The organism is Pristimantibacillus sp. Z349TD_6 (assembly GCF_056173205.1).
In genome coordinates this window covers 7662074-7684492 of record NZ_CM149662.1, presented here as the reverse complement: position 1 = coordinate 7684492, position 22419 = coordinate 7662074, and the positions used below count along the sequence as shown (strand labels likewise).

Below are 22419 nucleotides of genomic sequence, written 5' to 3'. Positions count from 1 at the left end.
GTATTATTTCCATGTTGAATTGGTGCTAGTATCCAATTCTCTTTATTGTGCCATTAACGTAAGAACGGTAAGCTCTGGCCGGCAATGAAAACGTACGGGAATTCGTGTCATTCCTATCCCGCGAGTGGTGTACACTTGCAATTTGCTGTTCGGTACCTGATACAAACCGGCAGTATACTTGCTCCCGTAGGGAGGTGTATACAGTGCCCCGACTAAAGGAATACGTACTTGTCCGCCATGACTATGGCCTGACAATTGCAGGTCGACCGGATAACGGGCATACTCATCAGCAAAATCCGGCTCATGCGCGAGCAGAATGGTACTGGAACCGTCCGGAATGCCTTGCAAAGCCTGATCGATATTTGGGTGTCCAACCATCGGATCATCGACTCCGGCAATATAGAGATGCGCTGAGCCCTTTGATAAAGCAACATGCTGGTTATCGAGCACATGGAATCCAGCTTTTGATAACCCCTTGGTAACTGCTCTTCGATTGCCGAAGGCATCGTGATTGCCTAGAACGGCATATTGCCCAAATGGCGCTTGCAGCTTCGAGAGCTTCGAGAGGAAGGCTATGGCTTCCGGCATATACGCGGTCGATTGATCGAGCAAATCTCCTGTAAAGCAAATAAGATCTGGTTTTGCCTGCCTAACTTGCTCTGCAAGCTCAGTCAGCAGTTCAGGTTTAGAATGAAAGCCGAGATGCAGGTCACTGATATGAACGATGCGAAAGGAGTTGAAGGAGGCAGGCAGCTTTGGGATGGCAACCTTCACCTGTTTAACCTCAATCCAATATGGCTCGACTAGATGCGAATATACACCGGATAAACCAGCGGTTCCCATCAGCCCCAAAGTTAAATGCAAGCTCTTCTTCAAAAACGTCCGTCTACTCATAGGTGCTGAAGTTGATTGCATAATGCCTCCATTTTTCCTTTTTGATATCTTCCAATGATGATCTGTAAGTGCAATCATAGTCCTTTTTTGTTACGTCAATGTGACAAAAAAATAAGGCACCGCAACAGGATTGTCGCAGCGCCTTTAATTCTTACTCGTATCTATAGGCAACGAGAAATAAAATGTAATTTCCTCGTTTTCAATATGAAAGCCAAACGGTGCTTCATGCTTCTGCAAAATCGTTCTGGCGATCGATAAGCCTAAGCCCGTTCCGCTAAGCTGTTTGTTGCGGGAGCTCTCCATTACGTAAAAGGGTTCCCATATCAAATCCCATTGTCGCTGCTCATCATTTTCAATCCCATTCGTGATCGAGAAATGTAAAAAATCATCTTTATTCAGAGCAGTAATACGAATTTGTTGATTGGTTGAATATTTCATTGCATTGGATATGAAATTATTCAAAACCATCTCTATCTTCTGCTCATCAGCGAATATATGGTGCTGGCTTAGCAAGCTGTCATCTACAGATAGCTGAATAGCTTCCTGTTGAATGGAAAAACGATATTTTTGCAAGGTTCGATGGAGCAGCTGTTTGAATTCAAAGGTGTTCATCCGATAAAGATCGGTTTGCAGCTTGGAGAGCTCAAGCAGCTTGCCCACCAGCATCGCAATGTCATCAGTTTGCTGCTGGATAACATCAATATAGGTACCGTCGTCCATTCCGTCCTTTATTCCTGAAGAATAAGCCTTTATTAAGGACAGCGGGGTTTTCAGTTCATGCGAAATGTTGGCAATAAACTGCCGCAAGTTCTCATTTCTCGCTTCCAGCTCATGATGGGCATGCTCTAATTTATCACTCATTTGATTGATGCTCTCTGCTAAGGATTCAATTTCATCGCCCGTACGAATATGAACCTTGGTAAACGATAAGCTTGAAATGCCTTCAGCTGCATCTTGTATTTTGGCAAGCGGACGAACGATGCTTCTTGTGAAAAGTGCTGACAGGATGATCAGCAGCAGCAGCTCGCCTGCATAAGTATAGAGGGTAAATTGATTGACGATGGTTAATGTTTCTGCCGAGTGGGATATCGATTCACCGACTACAAAAACGATCTCATCTTTTTTCATAAAGGTAACGAGAAAACTGGATTTCAGCTTCTCTTGATTGTAAATTTTTCTGACCATTTGATATTCGTTCAGCCTCGCAAGGCTTTCATCCGTGATCCAAAACTTGCTCAGCGTAATGCCTTTTTTATTTAAAAGACCTACAATCGTTTCGTTTAGCCCATTTAGATTTTTGGTGACAGGTGTGTTTACAATGGTGACATCGTATTTGTTCTCAACAGCCTCCATATTGCGCAATAACTGCTTCGTATCCATGGCATCGAGCTGCTCAGTTATAGCTGCAAGGGCATGCTTTTTTTTGTACAAAAGATATTTGGGCAAGAAAAACGAATTCATCACAATTGAGAAAATAACGACGATACAGAACACAAATAAAATTCGCCCAATCAACTTTTTGTTTAGCTTATTCATGCGGTTCTTCCAGGCTGTAGCCCATCCCTCTATGTGTTCTGATCAAATGATCGCCGATCTTTGCTCTAAGCCTGCGGATATGCGTATCGACAGTTCGTTCTTCGCCAAAATAATCGAATCCCCAAATACGATCGAGCAAAGCTTTCCGTGAAACGATAATCCCTCTGTTTTCAATGAGGTACCTCATAAGATGAAACTCTTTATTCGTAGCCTGCAGGTCGGTCTCATCTCTAAAGATTTTTTGGCTATCGATATCTACTTTTATATTTCCTATCGCAATTTGATTGTCCATATGAAGCAGCTTCTTTACTCGCAAAATCAATATACGCGGGTCAAACGGCTTGCTGACATACTCATCTGCTCCAGATTGAAGGGCGATGAGCTCATCCTCATCTTCCCCTTTTGCCGTCAGCATCAATACCTTCGTTTTGCTTTGTTTTTTGATCTCTTTGCATACCTCAATACCGTTTACTTTAGGCATCATCCAATCTAATACAGCTAAATGGATGTTATTTGAATAGAAAATGTTCAGCGCTTCCTCTCCATCCTGTGCTAGGAAGGTATGAAAGGCTTCTTTCTCAAAATACGCTTTTAAAATTTTGAGCATAAAGGGCTCATCATCGGCAATTAATATATTCATTAAAGGCTCCTTCCCAGCAATGTAGAGAGATAGAATACGTAAGGAATATGATACCTGTTATTAGAATAAGCTGTACATCTTGTTTTTGTTTCATACCAGCAGAGCCTCCGGTCAAGCGGCTGTAAGAAAACCATAACTAAATACGACCACGACAATGACAAAAAATAAGACAACCAAGCAAGCAGCTATTTTCATCTTAATATTGCTTTACGAGCTCCCGCCCCCAAGACCCTGTTCCTCCGGTAACGACGATCGTTTTATTTTTCAAAGCTTGTTCCTCCCGTTTATGTGAACGATGAATAAGAACAAGCATAAAGTTTGAATGTTACACCAATATGGCAAAAATCATTTACGGCATTAGGTCATGCAATAGCGGTTCTATTTACAAAAAAATAAGCTCTCATCAGGAGAGCACATGGTAAATTGGGATAGGCTTATTTTCTCCTATACAGACGATGAACGATGCTTGCCAGGAGAATGCCGAGCAAAAACCCTGAAATCGGAGCTACAACAGCTATCCCGATATAGTTGGAGCTGGACGTGAAGATGAGCTTTAACGTTAAAGTCAGCAATGTACAAAATAAAACAATTGCCCAAAATACCATTTTTAGTTTTGTAGCAGCGCCTGTATAAGCAGATTCCAATTTAGCTTTATTTATAAAGCGGTATAACAGCATTGCCTCTATAACTAGACCGACGATGGATAACGATCGCTGAAACCATTTGTATAGCGGTATTCCGGCAATTGATTCACGAAGAACAGGGAATTGGGTAACGAACCTGCCTGAATAGTGCGTGCATGCATCGATGAAAAGATGTGAATAGAAGCCAATGATGACGGAAACGAGGAACACCAGCCAGCTCTGCATCGTATTAAGTTTCCATCCATGGGCGAGGCCGTAGGCTTTACGATCTAAACTCCAAAGCGCAGGCAGGTTTTTGGCTAAGTGAAATTTTACAACATAATGAAACAAATAAGCGAGCATAATGCTCAGCGGTATCGCTTGATAGATCAACCCGCCAAAGGAATGGCCGATCGTCTGATAGGGCTCAAGCGCAATAAAATATTCAAAGTCAGGAGACATGCTCCCGAGAATGAGACCAGTTAAGCTAAAATAAGCAGGCTTTGCCGCTTTTAAAGGTGCAATATATAGCGGATGAGCAAAGGTGAACGGCAATTCGGCACCTCCTAACGGGTCTATGTTAAAATAGGAAGACGGTACTATTAAAAGAAATGTAACATATAGGCCAAGGCAGGGGCATTAACATAATAATTGGGCGCTTTCCCCCCTTGTTTTAATGAGGTAATTTTGGGACAATAATAAGCAGATTGTTTGTTTCGGCCTACTAGCTAGAATAGGGCTGCTTTTTAGCAGTTTTGAAAAGAGGATTAGTTATGACTAAAACATCTATATATGGATTAACGTTCGATCAGCTGACGGAATGGCTGAAGGAACGAGAGTATACAAAGTTTCGGGCATCACAGGTATGGGATTGGCTTTATCGGAAGCGTATAACGGCTTTTGAGGATATGACGGATGTGAAACCAGAGATCATTCAGCTGCTTTCCGAGCATTTTGTCATTCAAACGCTTACCGAGCATACGAGGCAGGAATCAGCGGACGGAACGAATAAATTTTTGTTCAAGCTGCATGATGGCAATTTAATAGAGACGGTACTGATGAGGCATAAATTCGGGTTATCGGTTTGTGTCACGACACAAGTGGGCTGTAATATTGGCTGCAGCTTCTGTGCGAGCGGTCTGCTTGCAAAGAGCCGTGATTTAACAGGCGGAGAGATCGTGGAGCAGATTATGAAGGTTCAGCTTCATTTGGATCAGGCGCAGAAGGGCGAGCATGTCAGCCACGTCGTTGTCATGGGCATCGGCGAGCCGTTCGATAACTTTGAGAATCTAACGGACTTTATCGGCGTGATCAAGAGCCAGAAGGGGCTTGCGATCGCTGCTAGACATATTACCGTATCAACGAGCGGCTTAGCGAACAAAATCGTGGAATTCGCTGACTCGGATCTACAGGTTAACCTTGCCGTTTCCTTGCATGCACCGAATGATGAGCTCAGAACGCGTATTATGAAAATAAACCGAGCGATTCCCATTGCGAAATTGATGCAATCCATCGATTATTATTTGGAGAAAACAAATCGGAGAATTACGCTTGAATATATATTGCTGAAGGACGTTAATGACCAAAGAGAGCATGCAATAGAGCTTGCACAGCTTATTGGCCATAGGGGTAACCTGGCGAATGTAAACCTCATTCCCTACAATCCGGTGGATGAGCATAGTCAATACCAACGAACGGATCGCGAAACGGTGCGAGCTTTCTATGATACGCTTAAGAAACAGGGTATCAGCTGCAGTGTTCGCCTTGAGCATGGTACGGATATTGATGCCGCTTGCGGACAGCTGCGGAGCAAACAGATCAAAAAATCCAAAGAGCAGAAATTGGGACAAGAAAGCGCAGCAGCAGCGTCCCTCTAGAAGCGTATCATACCTTTGCAGCTGCTGCTTTTAAAAGATAATCATGTGAATAATATGAGAACACCTTCTAAAAGAGGTGTTCTTTTTATTTGTGTATCCAGCCATTTTTTCTGAATATTTACAATTTCGGATAAGATGGACATACTACGATCATATATTTTTAGATAAGAAGGGTGTATGCATATGAAGAAGAGAATAATGGATGTCATTACAATTATGGTTGGAGCACTTATTTTTGCATTAGCAATCAACTTATTTGTTATTCCGAACGAGTTTGGCGAAGGCGGGGTTACCGGGATAACGATTATTTTATATTATGTTTTTGGATGGGCACCATGGTTAATGAGCTTAATTTTCAACTCCTTCTTGCTCATTGTAGGCTACCGTTTTCTGGATCGACAGACGGTAATTTATACGATCGCAGCGGTGCTTTTCCATTCTTTATTTCTCCATTTAACAGCAGACTGGAGTATTCAATCCGATGAATTAATCGTAAATGCGCTGTTTGGCGGCTTGTTTGGCGGAGCGGGAATTGGGCTTATTATCCGCGTTGGAGGCACGACTGCAGGAACAACGATTTTGGCACGTATTGCGAATAAGTATTTGGACTGGAACATTAGCTATGCCTTGTTGTTCTTTGACTTAATCGTAGCGTTCTCCTCTTATTTCATTATCGGTGCCGAGGCGCTGATGCTTACCATCGTCATGTTATACATCGGTACCAAGGTGATGGACTTCATCATTGAAGGGGTTAATCCGAAAAAAGCGGTCACCATTATATCCAAGGAGCAAGGCAAAATTGCTGAGCAGGTTAATGTGGTCATGGATAGAGGAGTTACCGTTATTTATGGCCGCGGGCACTATACAAAAACGCCGCAGGAAATTTTATATATTGTCATTAGCAAGCAGGAACTAAGCCAGTTGAAAAAAATTGTGAAAGCATGCGACAAAAATGCGTTTATTACGATTCATGATGTGCGGGACGTATTTGGCGAAGGATTTATTGATATTTCAAAATGATTACAGCGATTGGTATAAAAAAGAAGGTCGTGGAATTTCGCTTATTTTCGGGATATAGAGTAAAATTAAAACAAGATAGCAGATAGGAGTTGTTTAGATGTCGAAAGACGAAGTAATTTTGACGCAAGAAGGCTTAGAGCAGCTGCAAGCTGAGCTGGATGATCTTAAATATGTGAAGCGCAAGGAATTGGCTGCGCGTATTAAACTCGCGATCAGTTATGGCGACTTAAAGGAAAACAGCGAATATCACTCAGCCAAAAATGATCAGTCCTTCATGGAAACGAGAATTCTTATTTTAGATAAAATGCTGAAGAAGGCTCGCGTGATCGAAGCGAAGACCTTAGACCTATCAAAAGTAAGCATCGGTTTAACCGTCATTTTAAACGATATCGAATTTTCCGAGAAAATCGAGTACAAAATCGTAGGTACAGAGGAAGCAGATGTTGCGGAGAACAAAATTTCCTACGAGAGTCCACTAGGCAAAGAGCTGCTTGGTCAGACGGTAGGCAGCATCATTAACGTAAGCGCGCCTATGGGTGTTATTAAATACGAGCTTCTCGAAATCAGAGCATAATTCATTATCCTATAGATCATTTCATCACAGCTAATCCGCCTGAAGCGGGTTAGCTTTTTTTGACGAAAAAGGGCAGAAACGACAGCATCGTTAAAGAACCGATCGATACAAACATATTGCGACAGAAACAGATGAGAAAAGATTAACGGGCATTGGGACTATAGCTTGATGTAAACTAATACTTTGTATGGCAAAGTATTACCATGACAGTTGCAACAAAAAAACATAATCTTTGGAAGCTGTACAAGTTTCCAAAAACCTTTTCTAGGAGGAAAGCCATTATGAACTATCATTTCTTTGTAGGCAACGATAACGGAAACAGCGAGCATGATCTTATCATTGACGGCAAGCTGGTTCAGCAGCCTAATGTAAATTGTACGGTGGACGAGCTTCCATGGAGCGAAGAGCAAACACCAGAGAGCTTTATTAAGAATTTGCAGGATCAGTTGGTCGTAACCATCGATTCGCCATCAGCAAGACCAGGGATGTACTATGTCGGGAAGTTCGCTTTAGAGAGCGGAGAAGTGCTGGACAATCTGCAAATCGGAATTGATCTAAAGAGCGATATGGACTTGCCGGTTATCAATACGCTTGCCCAAATTGCGGCGATGGCTGTTCAGAAGGCGTATGAGGAAGAGAAAAAAATACCTGCACAAATCGATGTGGAAGTAGATATGGCAACGGCGCTTCCGGTTACGCAGCACACGGATGAGACCTCCGCTAAGTTTGAGAAAAGATTTACGTCTGGCTTGCACCATGTGACGGTTCATTTGGGCATGCAGCGCGTAGCTGTAAAAATCGTGTTCCCGTTTGCGAAGGTCGTTCCAGAAGCAACTCCGGTTATTTTCACGCTGCAGAAGGATTCGGCGGGCGGCTGGAGAGAGGGCGAAATATTTGGGGATTTCCTCGAATCTTACGAAGTAGATAAGAAATTCAACGGCAGTTATTTCAAAGAGAAGCGCATTCTTCATGTCGATATTGGAGACGGCTCTACGGAATATCCGATTACGGAGGGGAATAAGTTTCTGCGTCAATTCGTGCATGGCAGCCATCATGGCGCCGGTTATGCGATTGAAGAAGCGCTGCAGGAGTTTAACCGACTCATTCATTTGGCAGACAGCCCGCGTCAATTTTTCAGCGATGTTATCAAAAATCCTAACCATAAATATCATGCACGTGCGCTTAAGACATTAAGAAGACCGCTTGAGAGCCAGGTTAGACAAATCGTGCAGCATGTCAAAAAACAGCTGACCAAAGCACGCAATGAAATCGATCTGATTTGCGTTTATGGCGGCGGAAGCATACTTATGCGCTCAGTACTCTACGGACAGCTGAAAGAGCTGTGTACGGAAAGAGAGATGCAGCTGCTTTATATTCCTGCCGAGTACGCAGTGCAGCTGAATGCAATGGGTCTTGATGCATTTGTGCGTGGCAAAATCTATGAGGCATTAAAAAATAAAGCGGTTCAGCCTGCATAAGCATGATCATCAGGTTGAGGTATAATCTAACGGATTCTGGTAGGTGAGAGGTATGAAGAAAACAAAACTGCCCGGTGAAAATATAAGCTTGAAAACCAAAAAATCAGAAGATCCCTTAATTATGCTTTGGTTGAATTCACAATCGAATCTCATGGATTCTCTTCGATATTTGGTTGAAAACGAGATCGCCGTAAACGGCGTTCGGAATTTACAAGCTTTTGTTCCGATGGAGAGAAGTCGATTGCAAGGCTCATCGTCCTTGCAGCAAGGCAGCGAAATCAGTGCTCCATTAACAGGGGAGGAACAATTGTCAGCAGCGATCGCTGAAGTTAGCGCCGCTGTCACTGCTCCCATTCCTGACCCCAAAGCTTCTCCGGTTGTAGAGGAAGAAATTGATGATGATGATATTGAAGCATGGAGCTAATGAAAAATGGTAATATTGAGAATCACTTAGTTGGGTTATATATGACTAAGTAATTCTAAGTATTACCGAGTGATGCAAAACACCACTAAGGGATGCTTAATCATTCCTTGTGGTGTTTTTTTTGCGTAAAACAGTTCTTTAAGTCTAGTAACCCTAGTGTATAATAGTAATATGTTCCATTTATTTTTATCATATCCGTTTAGTATATAAGACTATATAGAGGTGGGCCGTCCATGCCTTTTTTCTCACGAAGCTCGAATCCAACCGTTGCTAAACCAAAACCAGCTCCTCCGACGCAAAGCACTGCACCTGCGCAGCCACAGCAATCACCTCAATCACCTCAATCACCGGCTGTGAATGCTGGGCAGCTCCTGCAATTGCAGCAGACGGCAGGCAATCAGTCTACGAGTGCACTAGTAGGCGGGGCTGCGACTGCCCCTCAGAAGTCACCTAAAGATGTGCGAAAGGATGAGCTCAAAGCAGATCGCGATACGCAGGTCACTGTCAAACCACAGCAGCTCTTTGATGAGCTTATTCAGCAAACGAGTCAGCATATACATACGTTCTTAAATAGTGATAAACAAACGGCGTCGCTAAGAGCTAGCCTGCAGGCTAAAGCCAAGACGGCGGTAGAAGCGAATATCGATCAGAACGGTGTAGCAGAGGCTCATGAGAAGGCAGATGAAAAGCTTTATGCTGCAGAACATGTAGCTGCAAAAGGCATCGTATCCGATACGTTAAAGAAATATGCGAGCGATACTGTCGTGAGCAAGCTTCCATCGAGCCAAAAGAGCCTGCTGGCGAATAAGTTCATTGAAGGCTATAACAAGACGGAGGCAAGGCCTGAGGTTCCTTTAGCTAAACAAGTGTTAGCGGCGAACGCACAGGCGACGAGGGAGGCAACTGCTGAAGCTGAACGGTTGTCTAATGTATCTCTTGCACAGATTAAAAAGGATGCTGTGGACAAGGTCAAGCAAAGTGCAGCATTTCTCGATAGCAGTGTAGACGTTGGCGATTTGGGTAAGGCAGAAGTGGAAAATCGGCATCAAATGGATAGTACGCTTGTTCAGCCAGCTGTTATTAATACGGTTTATACGAATAAGCTGTATGAACCCATCAAAGAAGCTGTCGTTATGAAGCTCGGCGTAGGACGAGGCGCTTGGCGAAGATCCAAAGAGCTTAATGCTTTTCGTCAGAAGATGAAAGATGCTGCGCGAGAGCAGTCGAGAACGGATATTGACAACCAATTGGACACGAATGCACTAACATCGGGCAAAACGCAGCTCGATAAGAAATTTACCGGCATGATGGCGAAGAAGGAAGCACATGCAACCTCCAAGGGCTCTGTCGATGCTGCTATGACCACTGAGGCAGTCAATATCACGAAAAGAGTGCTGCCTGAAGGGGATATTAAGAAGCTGCTGAAAGAAGCAGCACAAACCTCAGCATATGGCGTAGCACGTACAAACGCTGCGGGTGTAAAAGTAAATGAAGCGGCTTTAGCTGGTGCCGAGAAGAAAGCGATTGTACTGCTGAAGAGCAAACAAACCGAAGCGGTAAACGCCGTTCGAAGCATTACGAAAGGCGACAAAAAGGTGCCGGGCTCGAAGCCGGATGCTGCGCAGCTTACCGCACTTGCTGAGAAAACGAAGGAACAGGTTACGGCGGATGATATAGCCGGCAAAGCCATTAAAAAAACAGTAGAGGCTCCTACGCTAAATAAAGGGCTCTTCGTCATAGGCAAGGTGCTTGATCTTGCCGCGCCTAATATTGGCGACTCCAGCTCGTTCAGCTTTGATTTGAAAATACCCGTTCATGCTAGCGGCGTCTATGTTCTGTTCGGACTGGCAGGCTCGGTAGGCAGGGAAGATAAAGAATTAACGATGGCCGCTGAAATTACATTCGGTGCCGGCTTCCAGTCGTTTGGTTTCGACGCCAATTTCCGTGCGGGCTTCTTCCTGGAGAGCATAGGAACAGATTCAGCCGGTGTCATGAATTTAACCTCGTACGGCATGTACAGGCAAATAAGAAACATTTCCGATAGGGCAGCGGATTATCTCTGGGGTATGGGAGGTAAATCCGGTATGGCCGAGGTCGAAGAAGCAGAAATATGGGCTGCTATGATCGAGGAAAAAGAGCTGCAAAAAGCAGGCAATCATGTTGATATTGGCTTGACCTTTAAGGGAGAGGCTGAAGCGAATGCCGGGGTAGCCGAAATGGGAGCAGCCCTTGGCTACAAGTTCTTAGGCCGCTTTGACAAAGAAGCTCTTGAGAAACAATCGCCTAACGGATTTGGTGGAGCAACGGATCTGACGAAGCTGAAGGAAAAGGCAGCAACCCTCCGCAGAGGTATGAATGTGCATGTTATGGAGGCCTCCGCCGAAGCGAAGGTGAAGCTGGGCGGCAACGACATCGGTTTTGGACTCGAAGCCGCAGGTTCCGTCATCAATAATAATTTGAGATCGCTCGAAATTACAGCTAGCGGCTCTATTCCATTCCAATTCGGTGAAGATGCGGGCGAATGGGTCAAGATTGCATCGAAAGTAGCGACACCTGTAGCAGGCTCGGCCAAAAATCTCGTTGGCATTATCACTAGTAAAGTGAAAAAGGATAAGGATATGTTGGCGAAGGGTGCAGGCTCAGCTCTGGATACCGGAACGGATCTGTTATTTGTAGTTCCGCAATTTGAAGCAGTCGGCAAAAGCCTTGCCTCAAAAATCCAAGGCGACGAAACCGTCAATGATACGATTCGCGGTTGGCTAACAGGTGATTCAAGCGCGAGTGCGATTGAACAAGGAAACAAAATAGCGCTCGCAAGCTCACTTGATCTGAGTATCGGGTTCAGCAAAAAGTGGGATAAAGATAATAAGTCCAAAGGCTGGGAGATTGCATTGGAAGTTACGCAAACGAAGTCATTCGAAGTGGAAGCAGGCATTGTGAATGTAGCGGTAGAGAAGTCCAAGCGGCTTGGAAAGCTGCAATATGAGCAGGATGCGAGTGGAGCGGGGTCCATTTCAGGGGAATTGGCAGGGCACGAAATAGGTTAACATTTGCTAGGAGTGATCGTAGTCATGTCCAAACAACAGAAGTACACGGGAGATACAAGCATTACTACAGAGCTGCCGATAAATTTCCATACGCTGACGGGAGAGTTTGTGCCTGCTGTCTTGCGAAAAATTAATTTTCAAAGCTTCGAGGAGTCGCTTTCTTGTCAGATGATGATCGAGGTTAGCGGCCAAACTTATCAAGATATTATGGAGAACGAGTGGTTTAACTTGTTCGCCAGCATGAGGACAGGAAGCAGCGCGGTTATGGATGAGAATCAACCTGTAGAAGTTCATGTCGCGCTAAGGCCAAGCTTGACGAAGCTGGCTGCTCAGCATGGATTCGATGCAGAAGCTATATTTGATAGTGTGCGCTCAAGTACGGAGCCAGCGAGCAAGCTGCTGAGCTTAGATCATACCGAGAGCTGGCTTGCGCTGGAATTAAAGCAAAGCGTCGTTTTGCCTGAAGCATTGAAGGATGAAGGCGTCTTAAAGATGGGATTCAGAACGGCGTGGGCTGCAGAAATGGATCAAGGAATTTCAGTAACAGGGGAGCCTTCTATTGCAAATGAGGCTTTGAATGAGCATATCACATCATTTCTAACGGAAAATGAACTGAAATTTGAGGTTATAGACGATCAATTGTACAAGCTTTTCTTTACTAGCAATGGCGAAAGCTGGGTTGGTCTCATACGGATCGAGGAGGTTCAGGATTATTGTGCGGTTTATTCCGTCTATCCGGAGCTCGTCCCTGAGCATCAGCGCCAGGAGCTTGCCTTATTGTTATTGAACGAGAATATGGACCTGCTAAGTGGCAGCTTCGAGCTGGATGATGAGGATGGCGAGCTAAGATTCCGATCCTCCTATTATGCCGGAAAAACGTATGACTCTGAGGTATTCAGCAGAATACTCGGCAACCATCTTGAAGCGGTAGAGTCTTATTTTTCTGAAATTCGTGAAGTGCTTAAACGCTAATATCATCGATAACCAAAGGGCTGTTTGCAGGAAGGGTGTACCCTCCCCTGTGCAAACAGCCCTTTTTGTGTTTATTTTGTATGTTGATCACGGTACTGAGCGGGTGAAATACCGTATGTTTTTTTGAACAGGGTGAAGAAATAGGTTGTGTTGAGCACACCGACACTTTCGCTGATGACCGCAATGGAATCATTTGTTGTCGTAAGAAGCCGCGTAGCTTCCTCCAGCCGAATCTTCTTTAAATAATCATTAAATGACAGCTGCGTATGGCTGCGGAATAGCTTGCCGAGGTAGCCGGGAGATAACTGTACGGTCTCCGCTATCGTTTCAATGCCCAGATCAGACTCATGATAATGCATCTGCAAATAAGCGCAAACCGATTCAATCAACGTATCTGTTTTGGTCGTTTGCTTCTTGTCCATCATGAGGCCGATAAGGGTACAGAAATGACGAAGCAGCGAATGAACCTCTTGAAGCGTTTCCTGCTTCTGCAATTGGTTAACTGTATCGTAATATTCTTTGGAGTATTCCTGCATAATGGGCAGCGCGCCGTCAAAATCACGCAAAAGGGCGTTCAAAAGTTGATTTGCGCTGGAGATGGCCTGATAGTAGCTCATCTCGCCCAGCTGCTTCATAAATTGATCAAGTGCTTGATTGACCTTGTCATTGTGGTTTAAACGAAGCTCCTCGCATAGCTTCTTCTCAGCTGCTGCAGGGTACACACTTGCTTGCTGCATGACCTTAACAACCATAGCTTCATGAATAATAGCCTGATGTCCGTAGAAGAAACGATACTTGGCGTATTCCTGCGCCGATTCGAAGGAACGATCAATTTCATATTTGTCATTAACCGTTTCGCCTAGGCTGAACGTAACCGTAAATTTGAAATAGTTATAGATGATTTCTTGAATTTCGCCAAGGGTTAATAAGATATGCTCGGGCACGGATGGCGAATCCAGAAACAATAAAATAGCGAGTGTCTGCTCATCGACGACGATCGTTTCGTTTTTCGCGTGTTTCTGAAGCAGCTCACTCGTAATATTACTGACAGAGAAGCGGAAAAGTCCCTGTTTTGTCTGATTGTTATGCTGCGCAAACTCCGCAAACCGATCAATTTGCGCGACGATAACGACATAATTCGAGCTGGTAAAATGCTCATTAATCGCAGATTGGATCATATGTGTCGCCGATAAGTCATGCAGCGTTCCATGCAATAAATGTTGAAGATAGGTTTTCTTTAGCACCGGCAAAGACTGCTTCTGCTCCAATTCAACCATATTTGCTTGATCGATGACATTGGAGAAGGCCTCTGAGAGCAGGGCAAATTCATTTTGATTTTGCTCAGCGAGCGGTGCTTTGTTGCCCGTGACCTCATGCACTTTTTTAATAAGACGGCCAAGCGGATTATAGAGCTTATTTGTGGCAAAGAAAGCTGTTAAAGCGCCAAGCGCAATAATGACGATAGCGATCAAGCCGGTAAAGGTTCGCAATACGGAAATATCCGAAATAAGCAATCGGTAAGGCTTAACGCTGACAAAATACCAATTCAGCTGGTTTGATTTCACAAAGGTGACCAGCTGTTTCGATCCGTTTACTTTAGCCTTGAAATGTCCCGCATTCATGGACGAATTCAAAATTCGTTCGATATGGGGCATCGATGCGAAGCTTTGCATGAACTGGTTCGCATCGGTATGGGATAATACAAGCCCGTCTGCATTCATGACAAATACATCATCGTTAGCACTGCTAATCGCTTTGATCGTATTCAAAATATACTGCTCATCCACATGGATGGTGATAGCTCCTTTGTATGCAGAGGTAAGCGCATAGTTTGGACGCAAAATCGCAGTGAGCACATGTTCCGGCTTGCTTGTGCTTGGAGCGTTTGGCATACGCAGCTGGTTTGCGAACAACTCCATGTACTGCAAGTGATTGATATCCGTAATTCGCTCCTTCTCCAAATCATTTAACACATAGGTTGTCCCCGCCGTGTTCAAATACCGCTTCGTATGATCGTTATAAATGCCAATGTATTTAATGAACGGATAAGTGGACTGGATATCCAGAAGAATATCCATCGCGTCACGATCTTGTACATAATCATGTTCTTTATTCATCAGTACGGTAATGATGCGATTATTGCTTAACAAATGGTTGCCTATCGTTTCAATTTGCTCATGAACGATGCTGGAGGTATAGCTTGTTTGCTGCAGCATGGAAATGACGTTTTTGCTGATCGTCTCTTCCGTTTTGGAAGCAAAGAAAAAGTACAAGGTGCTGCTGACAGCTAGAACAGCGAGAGCGACGAGTAGGATGTAATAAATCAACATCTTGCGGTAAACGGAATAATTAAATAATTGCTTCCATTTCATCGGGCCTGTCTCCTTACTCCGTTAATAAATGAATCGCTTACATTGTTTATTTAGAAAACTTTAAAATACATCCTTCTTTAATGCAACGTTCCTTCGCTATATTAGCAAAAATTGAAGGTTTAACTGATTTTTATAGTCCCCAAAAGCCTTGATTTTAAAGGGTTTATCAAGATTTTAACTATTCAGCGATACTTGCCGCGGCGCATACTGAAATCACCGAAAACAAACAAATCATCATGAAGGGAGATGCTGCTGTGAGCAAGGCTAAAGGTCAACGGCAAAAGCGATACACTTTTTTTACCGACATTAAGCGGAACAAGATTTCATATTTGCTCGTCTTGCCGGCGATGCTTTACACATTCGTATACGGTTATATGACGCTGCCTTATATGGTTATCGCTTTTCAAAAGTTCAATTATACAAAGGGCATCTTCGAGAGCGACTGGGTAGGATGGAAAAACTTCGAGTTTTTCTTCAACTCAACGGCTGCTGCGATGGTCACTTGGAACACGATTAAGCTGAACTTTTTATCTATTTTATTTGGGACGATTGTCGCGCTGGCATTCTCTATTCTATTGAATGAAATTCGCTCACGCGTATTTAAGCGAGTATCGCAATCGACGCTGCTGTTCCCGCATTTCTTATCGTGGATTATCGTCAGCTACATCGTCTACAGCTTGTTTGCAACCGAGCATGGCCTTATCAACAACATGCTGGAGACGTTTGGTTTTGATCCGCACAATTGGTATTCCGATCCTAAGCCATGGACATGGATTTTGGTCGGTCTCAGCATCTGGAAAGAGACAGGCATGTCCGCCGTCATCTATTTAGCAGCGATTACAGCAATTGATGACTCCTTGTATGAGGCCGCAAAAATCGACGGAGCCAATCGCTGGCAGCAAATTAAATCCATTACGATTCCAATGTTGATGCCGACGGTATCAATTCTAACGCTGCTTGCCATCGGCAAAATCTTTTACTCCGATTTCGGAATGATCTACGCCATTATCGGCGACAATGGCATGCTTTATTCGACAACGGATGTTATCGATACGTATACGTTCCGAACGCTTCGTACATCGGGCAATCCTGCGATCGCAATGGCAATTGGATTGTATCAATCTGTCGTTGGATTTGTGCTTGTTCTATCTGCCAACTGGATTGTGAAGAAATTCAATAAAGATAGCGCGATGTTTTAAGGAAAGGAGGGAATGTGCTTGAAAAAAATAGATGTATTTCAAATCGTTAATACGCTTTTTGTATTGTTGTTCGCACTGCTTTGTACGCTTCCCATCCTGCTCGTTCTCATCGTGTCTTTCTCGGATGAGGAGTCTATCCTGAGAAAAGGCTACAGCTTTATACCGGATCACTTTTCATTAGAAGCCTATAAATCGGTATTCGGCAGTAATGATCAGCTGCTGCAAAGCTATGGGGTTTCCATCGGCGTCACGGTTATTGGTACTTTAGCGGCAGTCGTCATCACGGGAATGGCCGGTTATATGCTTGCCAATCGACAGGTTCGTTACCGCAATCCAATTGCGTTGTTTTTCTTCATCACGATGCTCTTTAACGCAGGCCTTGTGCCTTGGTACATGATGAATGACCTTTTAGGGTTCAAAAACAATCTGCTTGCCCTTATCGTACCGACTTTAATATTCAGTCCTTTTAATTTGTTTCTCGTACGCAATTTCATGCAGGAGCTGCCAGAAGCTCTACTAGAGAGCGCAAGAATCGACGGAGCAAGCGATGCTTATATCGCGTTTCGCATCGTATTTCCATTATCCTTGCCGGTACTGGCAACGATCGCTTTATTTTACGGATTAGGTTATTGGAACAATTGGTTCAACGCGATCATGCTGGTAGACAAAGAAAGCTTGTACCCTTTGCAATATTTATTGTATAAGCTGCAATCCGAGATCAATATGGTGAACCAGATGCAGGGCTTGGTTACTTCCAACATAACGATTCCGACCGAATCATTCAAAATGGCGGTAGCTATCATAACCATTGGTCCTATCGTACTGCTTTACCCGTTCCTGCAGCGTTTTATTATCAAGGGTCTTATCGTTGGAGCAGTCAAAGGATAGATATGTCGCCTTAGGGCCATATATAATTAAAGATTCAGAGAGGGGTTAATCAAGATGAACAACAGGAAGTTGCGCTTTATTCCGGCAAGCTTGGTTATTGTTATGATGCTCGTTCTTATGATGGCTTGCAGTAATGCGGGAGACAAAGCGGGTTCAAATGGCAATGCCAGTGGAAACGAAGGAGATAACGCTGAAGTATTGCCGCTGAAATACGTGATTCCGGGTACAGCCAAACCTCATACCGATGAGGTTGTCCAAAAAGTAAACGAAAAACTGAAGGCTGACGGTGTTAACGTTAAGCTGGAAATAAATTTTATCCCTTGGGATGCTTGGGATCAGAAAACCAACCTAATGCTGAGCACAGGTGACGAGTTTGACATGCTTCATGTTATGGAGAACAGCTCCGTGCCTACAGGCTCTTATGTTGGGCGAGGCGCGCTTCAGCCGCTCGATGAGCTCATTGACAAGTATGGTCCAGAGCTGAAAAAAATCATTCCTGACTACGCATGGGATGCCGCGAAAATCGATGGTAAAATCTATTCCGTCCCGGCTGTATGGCGTTATGAGACCTCAGGCAGCGGTGAGATGGGTACGCTTGGCTTCCGCCAAGACTTGCTCGATAAAGTAGGTATGCCTTTCCCAAAAACGTCGGACGAGCTTATCGCAACGGCTGAGAAGATGCAGCAGGCTTCCGGCAAGAAATTATATATTCAAACGGAAACGGATGTTACGCCAGTATTTTTACATCGTACGTACGATTCATGGCCATTTTTTGTAGATTACCGCGAACAAATCATTAAGGTCGATCAAGCGGGCAATATAAGCTCGTGGCTCGAGAGTGAAGAATTCAAAAAAGATGCAGAGTTTTTCCGCCAACTTTATGAGAAAAAGCTGATTAACCCTGATATTTTGACGTATAAGAAGGAAGAGCGCGACAAAGCCATGACACTGGGCGATTTTATTTACAGCACGAACGGTGCTTTGTACTCTTCGATCGCAATTGCAAGAAATAACCCAGAGGCAAAAGTAGGCGAGGGTTATTTGGCAGAAGAGAAACCGCTGCTTCAATACTTGGCATTCGGAAATACAAATGCAGTTCCAATTACATCGAAGCACCCAGAAGCAGCTATTATGTTCTTGAACTGGCTGTACAGCAATAAGGATAACCATAACCTGTTCCTATATGGGGAAGAAGGCACGCACTACAAAGCGGTAGGCGAGCGTACGGCAGAATTTATTCGTGACGCGAATGATGAATCGTATTATTTTGATTCGTGGATGATCGGCAACATTAACTATATGTTGTTTGATGTGAAAACGCCGGAAGATTATTTAAAAATGCAAACGACAGAGCCATCGAATCCAGTGGAATTCTCACCTGTTCTTGGTTTCCGCCTAAATACGGAGCCGATTGCTGTTGAATATGCGAATGTGCTTTCCGAAGTGAAATCGAAGATCATTCCAATTAAAATGGGCGTGGTATCCTACGATAAATACTTCCCGGCAGCTCTTCAAAGCTTAAAGGCTGCTGGTCTTGATAAGGTCGTCGCTGAATATCAGAAGCAATTTAAAGAATGGCAGGCATTGCAGAAGTAAGGTTAGCTGATGGATATAACAAAAAGAAGGAGGGCTGCTGCCCTCCTTCTTCTTGTTTGTGTATATTAGTAAGCTAGTGCGAACAAACCGTGAATATGCGACAGGTAACGAACGTTACTAGCTTCCTTCATAAGGGAAGCAGGCAAGCCCTTAAGCTGAGTCGCGTTGCCGCCGATTGTGCCTACGCCATCTTTACGGCCAAGGCTGCCCAGTGTTCCGGAGAATACAGGTACAAACTTATCCATAACGCCGCCTTTGATTTGAACCGCTAGGTTGTAGCCTACCGTTTCGCCCATTTGCCAAGCAAGCTGAGCTGTTGGAGGGTAAGGACGTTCGCTGCCTTCTGGGAATACAACTGCACAGTCGCCAGCAAGGAATACATCAGCGTGTGAAGTCGATTGAAGCGTTGGTGTAACAAGTGAACGACCACGGTCTTCTGCAAGACCGCTGCTGCCGACAACTGGATTACCTTTAACGCCGCCAGTCCAAATGATTGTGCTGGATTCAATCGTACGTCCGTCTTTAAGCGATACGGAGCTTTTTGTCGCTTCTGTAATCGCTACGCTAGTGATGAAGTTAACACCGCGTTTCTCAAGGCTTGTTACAGCGCGATCGATCAATACTTTCGGGAAGATTGGCAGAACGGCAGGGCCGGCTTCTACGCAATACAGCGAAATATCATTGAAGTCGATGCCTTTGCTGCGGCAAATCTCAGGAAGTCTGTCAGCGAATTCGCCAACAAGCTCAACGCCAGTCAAGCCGCCGCCGCCAACAACGATTGTTGCATCAGCTTTGTTGCCTGATTTTTTGTAAGCGTCAAGACGATCTTCAACATGCTTGCGGATTTTGTTAGCATCAGCAACGGATTTAAGAACAAGGCTGTTCTCTTCCAATCCTGGAATGCCGAAGTAGTTCGTTTCACTTCCAAGTGCTACAACAAGAGTGTCGTACTTTTGCACTTGCCCGCTTTCAAGAACCACTTGCTTCTCGTTAGGTTTAATTTCTTTAACCGAGTCAACGATGATGTTAACTTGTTTGTCGCCTAGAAGCTTGCTAAGTGGAAGAGCGACCGCTTGCTCAGCGATTGTGTCCCCAGCAAGTCTGTGCAGCTCAGTAATGATTTGGTGAGTTGGAAAACGGTTTACGATTGTGATGCTAGCTTCTGCTGCAGTCAAATGTTTGCGTGCTGTTAGAGCAGTAAGAAGACCGCCATAACCGCCACCAAGAATTAGTATTTGCTTCGACATGTTCATCCTCCGTTCGTTCTATACGTATTCGGTGTATTATACTTTATCGTTTTTGCGTTCAGACAAAACACTAAGGAAAGCTTGCGCGAAACGAAGCGTTTTTTGAACTTCCGGATCTTTAAGCATTTTCAACATAGCGAATAGGCCAACAGAAGAGTTAGCCGCTTCTTGCGAGCGCTCGCCAGCTTCAATAGCTGCTGTTGCGATACCTTTTGCTTTCTCTTGAACCGGTTTAACGAATTCACCGATACCTTGAGCGAAATCGTTGATCAACACTTTGTCTGTAGCGATGTTTTGTGCAAAATCATAAGCTTTGGTCATTAGAGTAACCATTTCAGCTAATTTAGGCAGGCTGTCCACGAGTACAGTTAGAGACTCTTGAACCTCCGGCTTCATCAATTGATCAAGTACATCCAACGTTTGTTTTTCTTCGACGAGGCTAGCTGCAACCTCTTGTCCAGCAGATGGTTGTGACATAATAGAATGTCCTCCTTTACGTAAATTTGAAAGTAAGTTGTAGTCTCAATTGTGTCAGCCGCTAAAGTTAAAGATGCATCCTGAAAGATTGTTACACTTTTCACATAGTTATTCGAAAAATGTTTATGCGGACGTAACAGTCTTATTTCTGCGTGAGGCAGAAGGATGTGAATGCGCGTATGACGTAATCGGATTAAACCCTTTGTTTCTATTCTACATCGTTTTCACCAAAAGTTAAAAAGAAATTTATTGCTTTCGGTAAAAAGATTTGGAATATTCCTGACATTCAGGCATATAGCTGCTTTTCGTTGATTAATCATCCAATTTATGGATATTAAATGGAATGATGTACCGTGATTTTAAACGCTTTATCGTTCAACAAGCGTAAATGAAGCGCAATTCAGTTATGATAATAAAAAACAATGATTAAAAACATACCTAAACATACCTAAAGGAGTTCTAATATGCAGCCCTATACGCAAAGAGTTGTATCCATCATTAAGGCGATTCCGGAAGGCACCGTAATGACGTATGGTCAAGTCGCAGAACTGGCTGGCAATCGCAGGGGGGCAAGGCAGGTTGTCCGAGTTCTGCATTCGATGAGCGGCATTTATAATCTTCCCTGGCACAGAGTTGTTAATGCAAAAGGGGAGATATCGATTCAAGAGGAGGAAGCTCGTTACATGCAGATCTTTTATTTAAAAGAGGAAGGTGTTGCAGCGAGCGAGGACGGGCGAATTGATTTGGAAAAATACCGCTACAATCCGGAAAGAGAAGAAGAAAGATGACCTTACCTAGATAAAAATTATGTTTCTTCGCGGTTAAGCGACTGCGATTAACTTTTTCTAATGAGGCCCCATTTGAAACCCCGTATCCGAACCTTTATTATGGTATAGACCATTCGGAAGGGAGAGAAAGAACATGACAACAGAAATTACACCGGGAAACGTTAGAAACTTCACTGTTTCCACCGAAATCTTTTATAACCAAAGCTTGGATATTTATTCGCAAATGATTTATATCGTACTCAGCTCAAGCACGGCGGATTCCGCATCGCTCACCTTAGACGAGGTTGCCAAAAAAGGCCGTATGACGACAAAACTTGCAATAAAAGCGATGCAAGCCTTAGTTGACGAGCAGCTAATCCCACATAAATTGTTCCGTAAAATGATCGGTGAATTCCAGGATGATCGCTTATCTTGGGCAGCCAAAGGGCTGCTCACGTATTGCAAGGAGCATAAAAACATTACATTGCCTGAGCTCTTAGCACTATCAGATCAATCTGGCGAGGATGAGACCAGCATTCGGAAGGCATTAATGGAGCTGGAGAGAAACGGTTATTTAGAGGAATTTACGGAATTGAACAAATTGATGCACGGATAATCGAATGAGTATGCAAAAAAAGCCTTCAACGTCCTCAGCAAACGGAAGCAGCGTTGTTGGGCAAATATAAGCGAAGTAGAAGTAAATGTAATATTTCTTTCTATTTTGAAAGAAGCAGGACCTCCACAGCGCTGTTGCGCTGTATAGGTCCTGCTTCTTTTTTGTTTATTGG

Annotated in this window: 19 protein-coding genes; 12 read left to right on the top strand and 7 right to left on the bottom strand. The window is 44.0% G+C overall.

The features are described from left to right. Positions 1-42: 42 nt before the first annotated feature. The 4 genes from AC0VYE_RS33315 to AC0VYE_RS33300 form a co-directional block, all read right to left on the bottom strand. A complete protein-coding gene (locus AC0VYE_RS33315; protein ID WP_475445108.1) occupies positions 43-915 on the bottom strand; it encodes a metallophosphoesterase in 873 nt (290 codons plus the stop codon). Positions 916-1038: 123 nt separating this feature from the next. Then, entirely contained in the window at positions 1039-2430 is a 1392-nt protein-coding gene (locus AC0VYE_RS33310) for a sensor histidine kinase (RefSeq protein ID WP_475445106.1), read from the bottom strand. Further along, positions 2423-3070, bottom strand: a complete 648-nt coding sequence (locus AC0VYE_RS33305) for a response regulator transcription factor (RefSeq protein WP_475445104.1) — start codon at positions 3068-3070, stop codon at positions 2423-2425. The genes AC0VYE_RS33310 and AC0VYE_RS33305 overlap by 8 nt, the downstream gene beginning before the upstream one ends. 434 nt (positions 3071-3504) lie before the next feature. Further along, positions 3505-4248, bottom strand: a complete 744-nt coding sequence (locus tag AC0VYE_RS33300; protein WP_475445102.1) for a DUF4184 family protein — start codon at positions 4246-4248, stop codon at positions 3505-3507. 218 nt (positions 4249-4466) lie between these two features. Between AC0VYE_RS33300 and rlmN the strand changes: the two genes are divergently transcribed. The 7 genes from rlmN to AC0VYE_RS33265 all read left to right on the top strand — a co-directional run bounded on the left by rlmN (position 4467) and on the right by AC0VYE_RS33265 (position 13085). After that, positions 4467-5570: a dual-specificity RNA methyltransferase RlmN gene (gene rlmN / locus AC0VYE_RS33295; protein WP_475445100.1), complete on the top strand. Its 1104-nt coding sequence runs from the start codon at positions 4467-4469 to the stop codon at positions 5568-5570. A gap of 183 nt (positions 5571-5753) precedes the next feature. Beyond that, on the top strand, positions 5754-6590 hold the full coding sequence (locus tag AC0VYE_RS33290) for a YitT family protein (protein WP_076266441.1): 837 nt from the start codon (positions 5754-5756) through the stop codon (positions 6588-6590). A 97-nt stretch (positions 6591-6687) separates the two neighbouring features. Next, a complete protein-coding gene (gene greA, locus AC0VYE_RS33285) occupies positions 6688-7164 on the top strand; it encodes a transcription elongation factor GreA (RefSeq protein ID WP_076266440.1) in 477 nt (158 codons plus the stop codon). A gap of 281 nt (positions 7165-7445) precedes the next feature. Next, on the top strand, positions 7446-8642 hold the full coding sequence (locus AC0VYE_RS33280; RefSeq protein WP_076266439.1) for a ParM/StbA family protein: 1197 nt from the start codon (positions 7446-7448) through the stop codon (positions 8640-8642). Between the two features lie 52 nt (positions 8643-8694). Further along, positions 8695-9066, top strand: a complete 372-nt coding sequence (locus AC0VYE_RS33275; protein ID WP_475445097.1) for a hypothetical protein — start codon at positions 8695-8697, stop codon at positions 9064-9066. Between the two features lie 233 nt (positions 9067-9299). Next, positions 9300-12113, top strand: a complete 2814-nt coding sequence (locus AC0VYE_RS33270) for a hypothetical protein (RefSeq protein ID WP_475445095.1) — start codon at positions 9300-9302, stop codon at positions 12111-12113. Positions 12114-12137: 24 nt separating this feature from the next. Beyond that, a complete protein-coding gene (locus tag AC0VYE_RS33265) occupies positions 12138-13085 on the top strand; it encodes a YbjN domain-containing protein (RefSeq protein WP_475445093.1) in 948 nt (315 codons plus the stop codon). Positions 13086-13156: 71 nt separating this feature from the next. Here the strand turns inward: AC0VYE_RS33265 and AC0VYE_RS33260 are convergent, their stop codons facing one another. Continuing rightward, positions 13157-15457, bottom strand: coding sequence for a helix-turn-helix domain-containing protein (locus AC0VYE_RS33260; protein WP_475445091.1), 2301 nt, complete (start codon positions 15455-15457; stop codon positions 13157-13159). Between the two features lie 254 nt (positions 15458-15711). Between AC0VYE_RS33260 and AC0VYE_RS33255 the strand changes: the two genes are divergently transcribed. Genes AC0VYE_RS33255 through AC0VYE_RS33245 form a run of 3 tightly spaced genes read left to right on the top strand, consistent with a single transcriptional unit; the run spans position 15712 to position 19140 of the window. Beyond that, positions 15712-16656 carry an ABC transporter permease gene (locus AC0VYE_RS33255; RefSeq protein WP_475445089.1) on the top strand — a complete coding sequence of 315 codons (945 nt, stop codon included), beginning with the start codon at positions 15712-15714 and terminating at the stop codon, positions 16654-16656. An 18-nt stretch (positions 16657-16674) separates the two neighbouring features. Further along, the gene (locus tag AC0VYE_RS33250) at positions 16675-17544 is read left to right on the top strand and encodes a carbohydrate ABC transporter permease (protein ID WP_256710802.1); all 870 of its coding nucleotides are present in this window, start codon (positions 16675-16677) and stop codon (positions 17542-17544) included. Positions 17545-17598: 54 nt separating this feature from the next. Continuing rightward, the gene (locus AC0VYE_RS33245; protein ID WP_475445087.1) at positions 17599-19140 is read left to right on the top strand and encodes an extracellular solute-binding protein; all 1542 of its coding nucleotides are present in this window, start codon (positions 17599-17601) and stop codon (positions 19138-19140) included. A gap of 65 nt (positions 19141-19205) precedes the next feature. On the opposite strand, the gene AC0VYE_RS33240 is transcribed toward AC0VYE_RS33245, so the two are convergent. Continuing rightward, positions 19206-20387 carry an NAD(P)/FAD-dependent oxidoreductase gene (locus AC0VYE_RS33240; RefSeq protein WP_076266432.1) on the bottom strand — a complete coding sequence of 394 codons (1182 nt, stop codon included), beginning with the start codon at positions 20385-20387 and terminating at the stop codon, positions 19206-19208. A 36-nt stretch (positions 20388-20423) separates the two neighbouring features. Then, positions 20424-20864: a DUF1641 domain-containing protein gene (locus AC0VYE_RS33235; protein WP_054025638.1), complete on the bottom strand. Its 441-nt coding sequence runs from the start codon at positions 20862-20864 to the stop codon at positions 20424-20426. Between the two features lie 464 nt (positions 20865-21328). Between AC0VYE_RS33235 and AC0VYE_RS33230 the strand changes: the two genes are divergently transcribed. Further along, entirely contained in the window at positions 21329-21652 is a 324-nt protein-coding gene (locus AC0VYE_RS33230; protein WP_339205605.1) for an MGMT family protein, read from the top strand. 133 nt (positions 21653-21785) lie between these two features. Beyond that, positions 21786-22247 carry a hypothetical protein gene (locus AC0VYE_RS33225; RefSeq protein ID WP_076266430.1) on the top strand — a complete coding sequence of 154 codons (462 nt, stop codon included), beginning with the start codon at positions 21786-21788 and terminating at the stop codon, positions 22245-22247. The last annotated feature ends 172 nt before the right edge of the window (positions 22248-22419 follow it).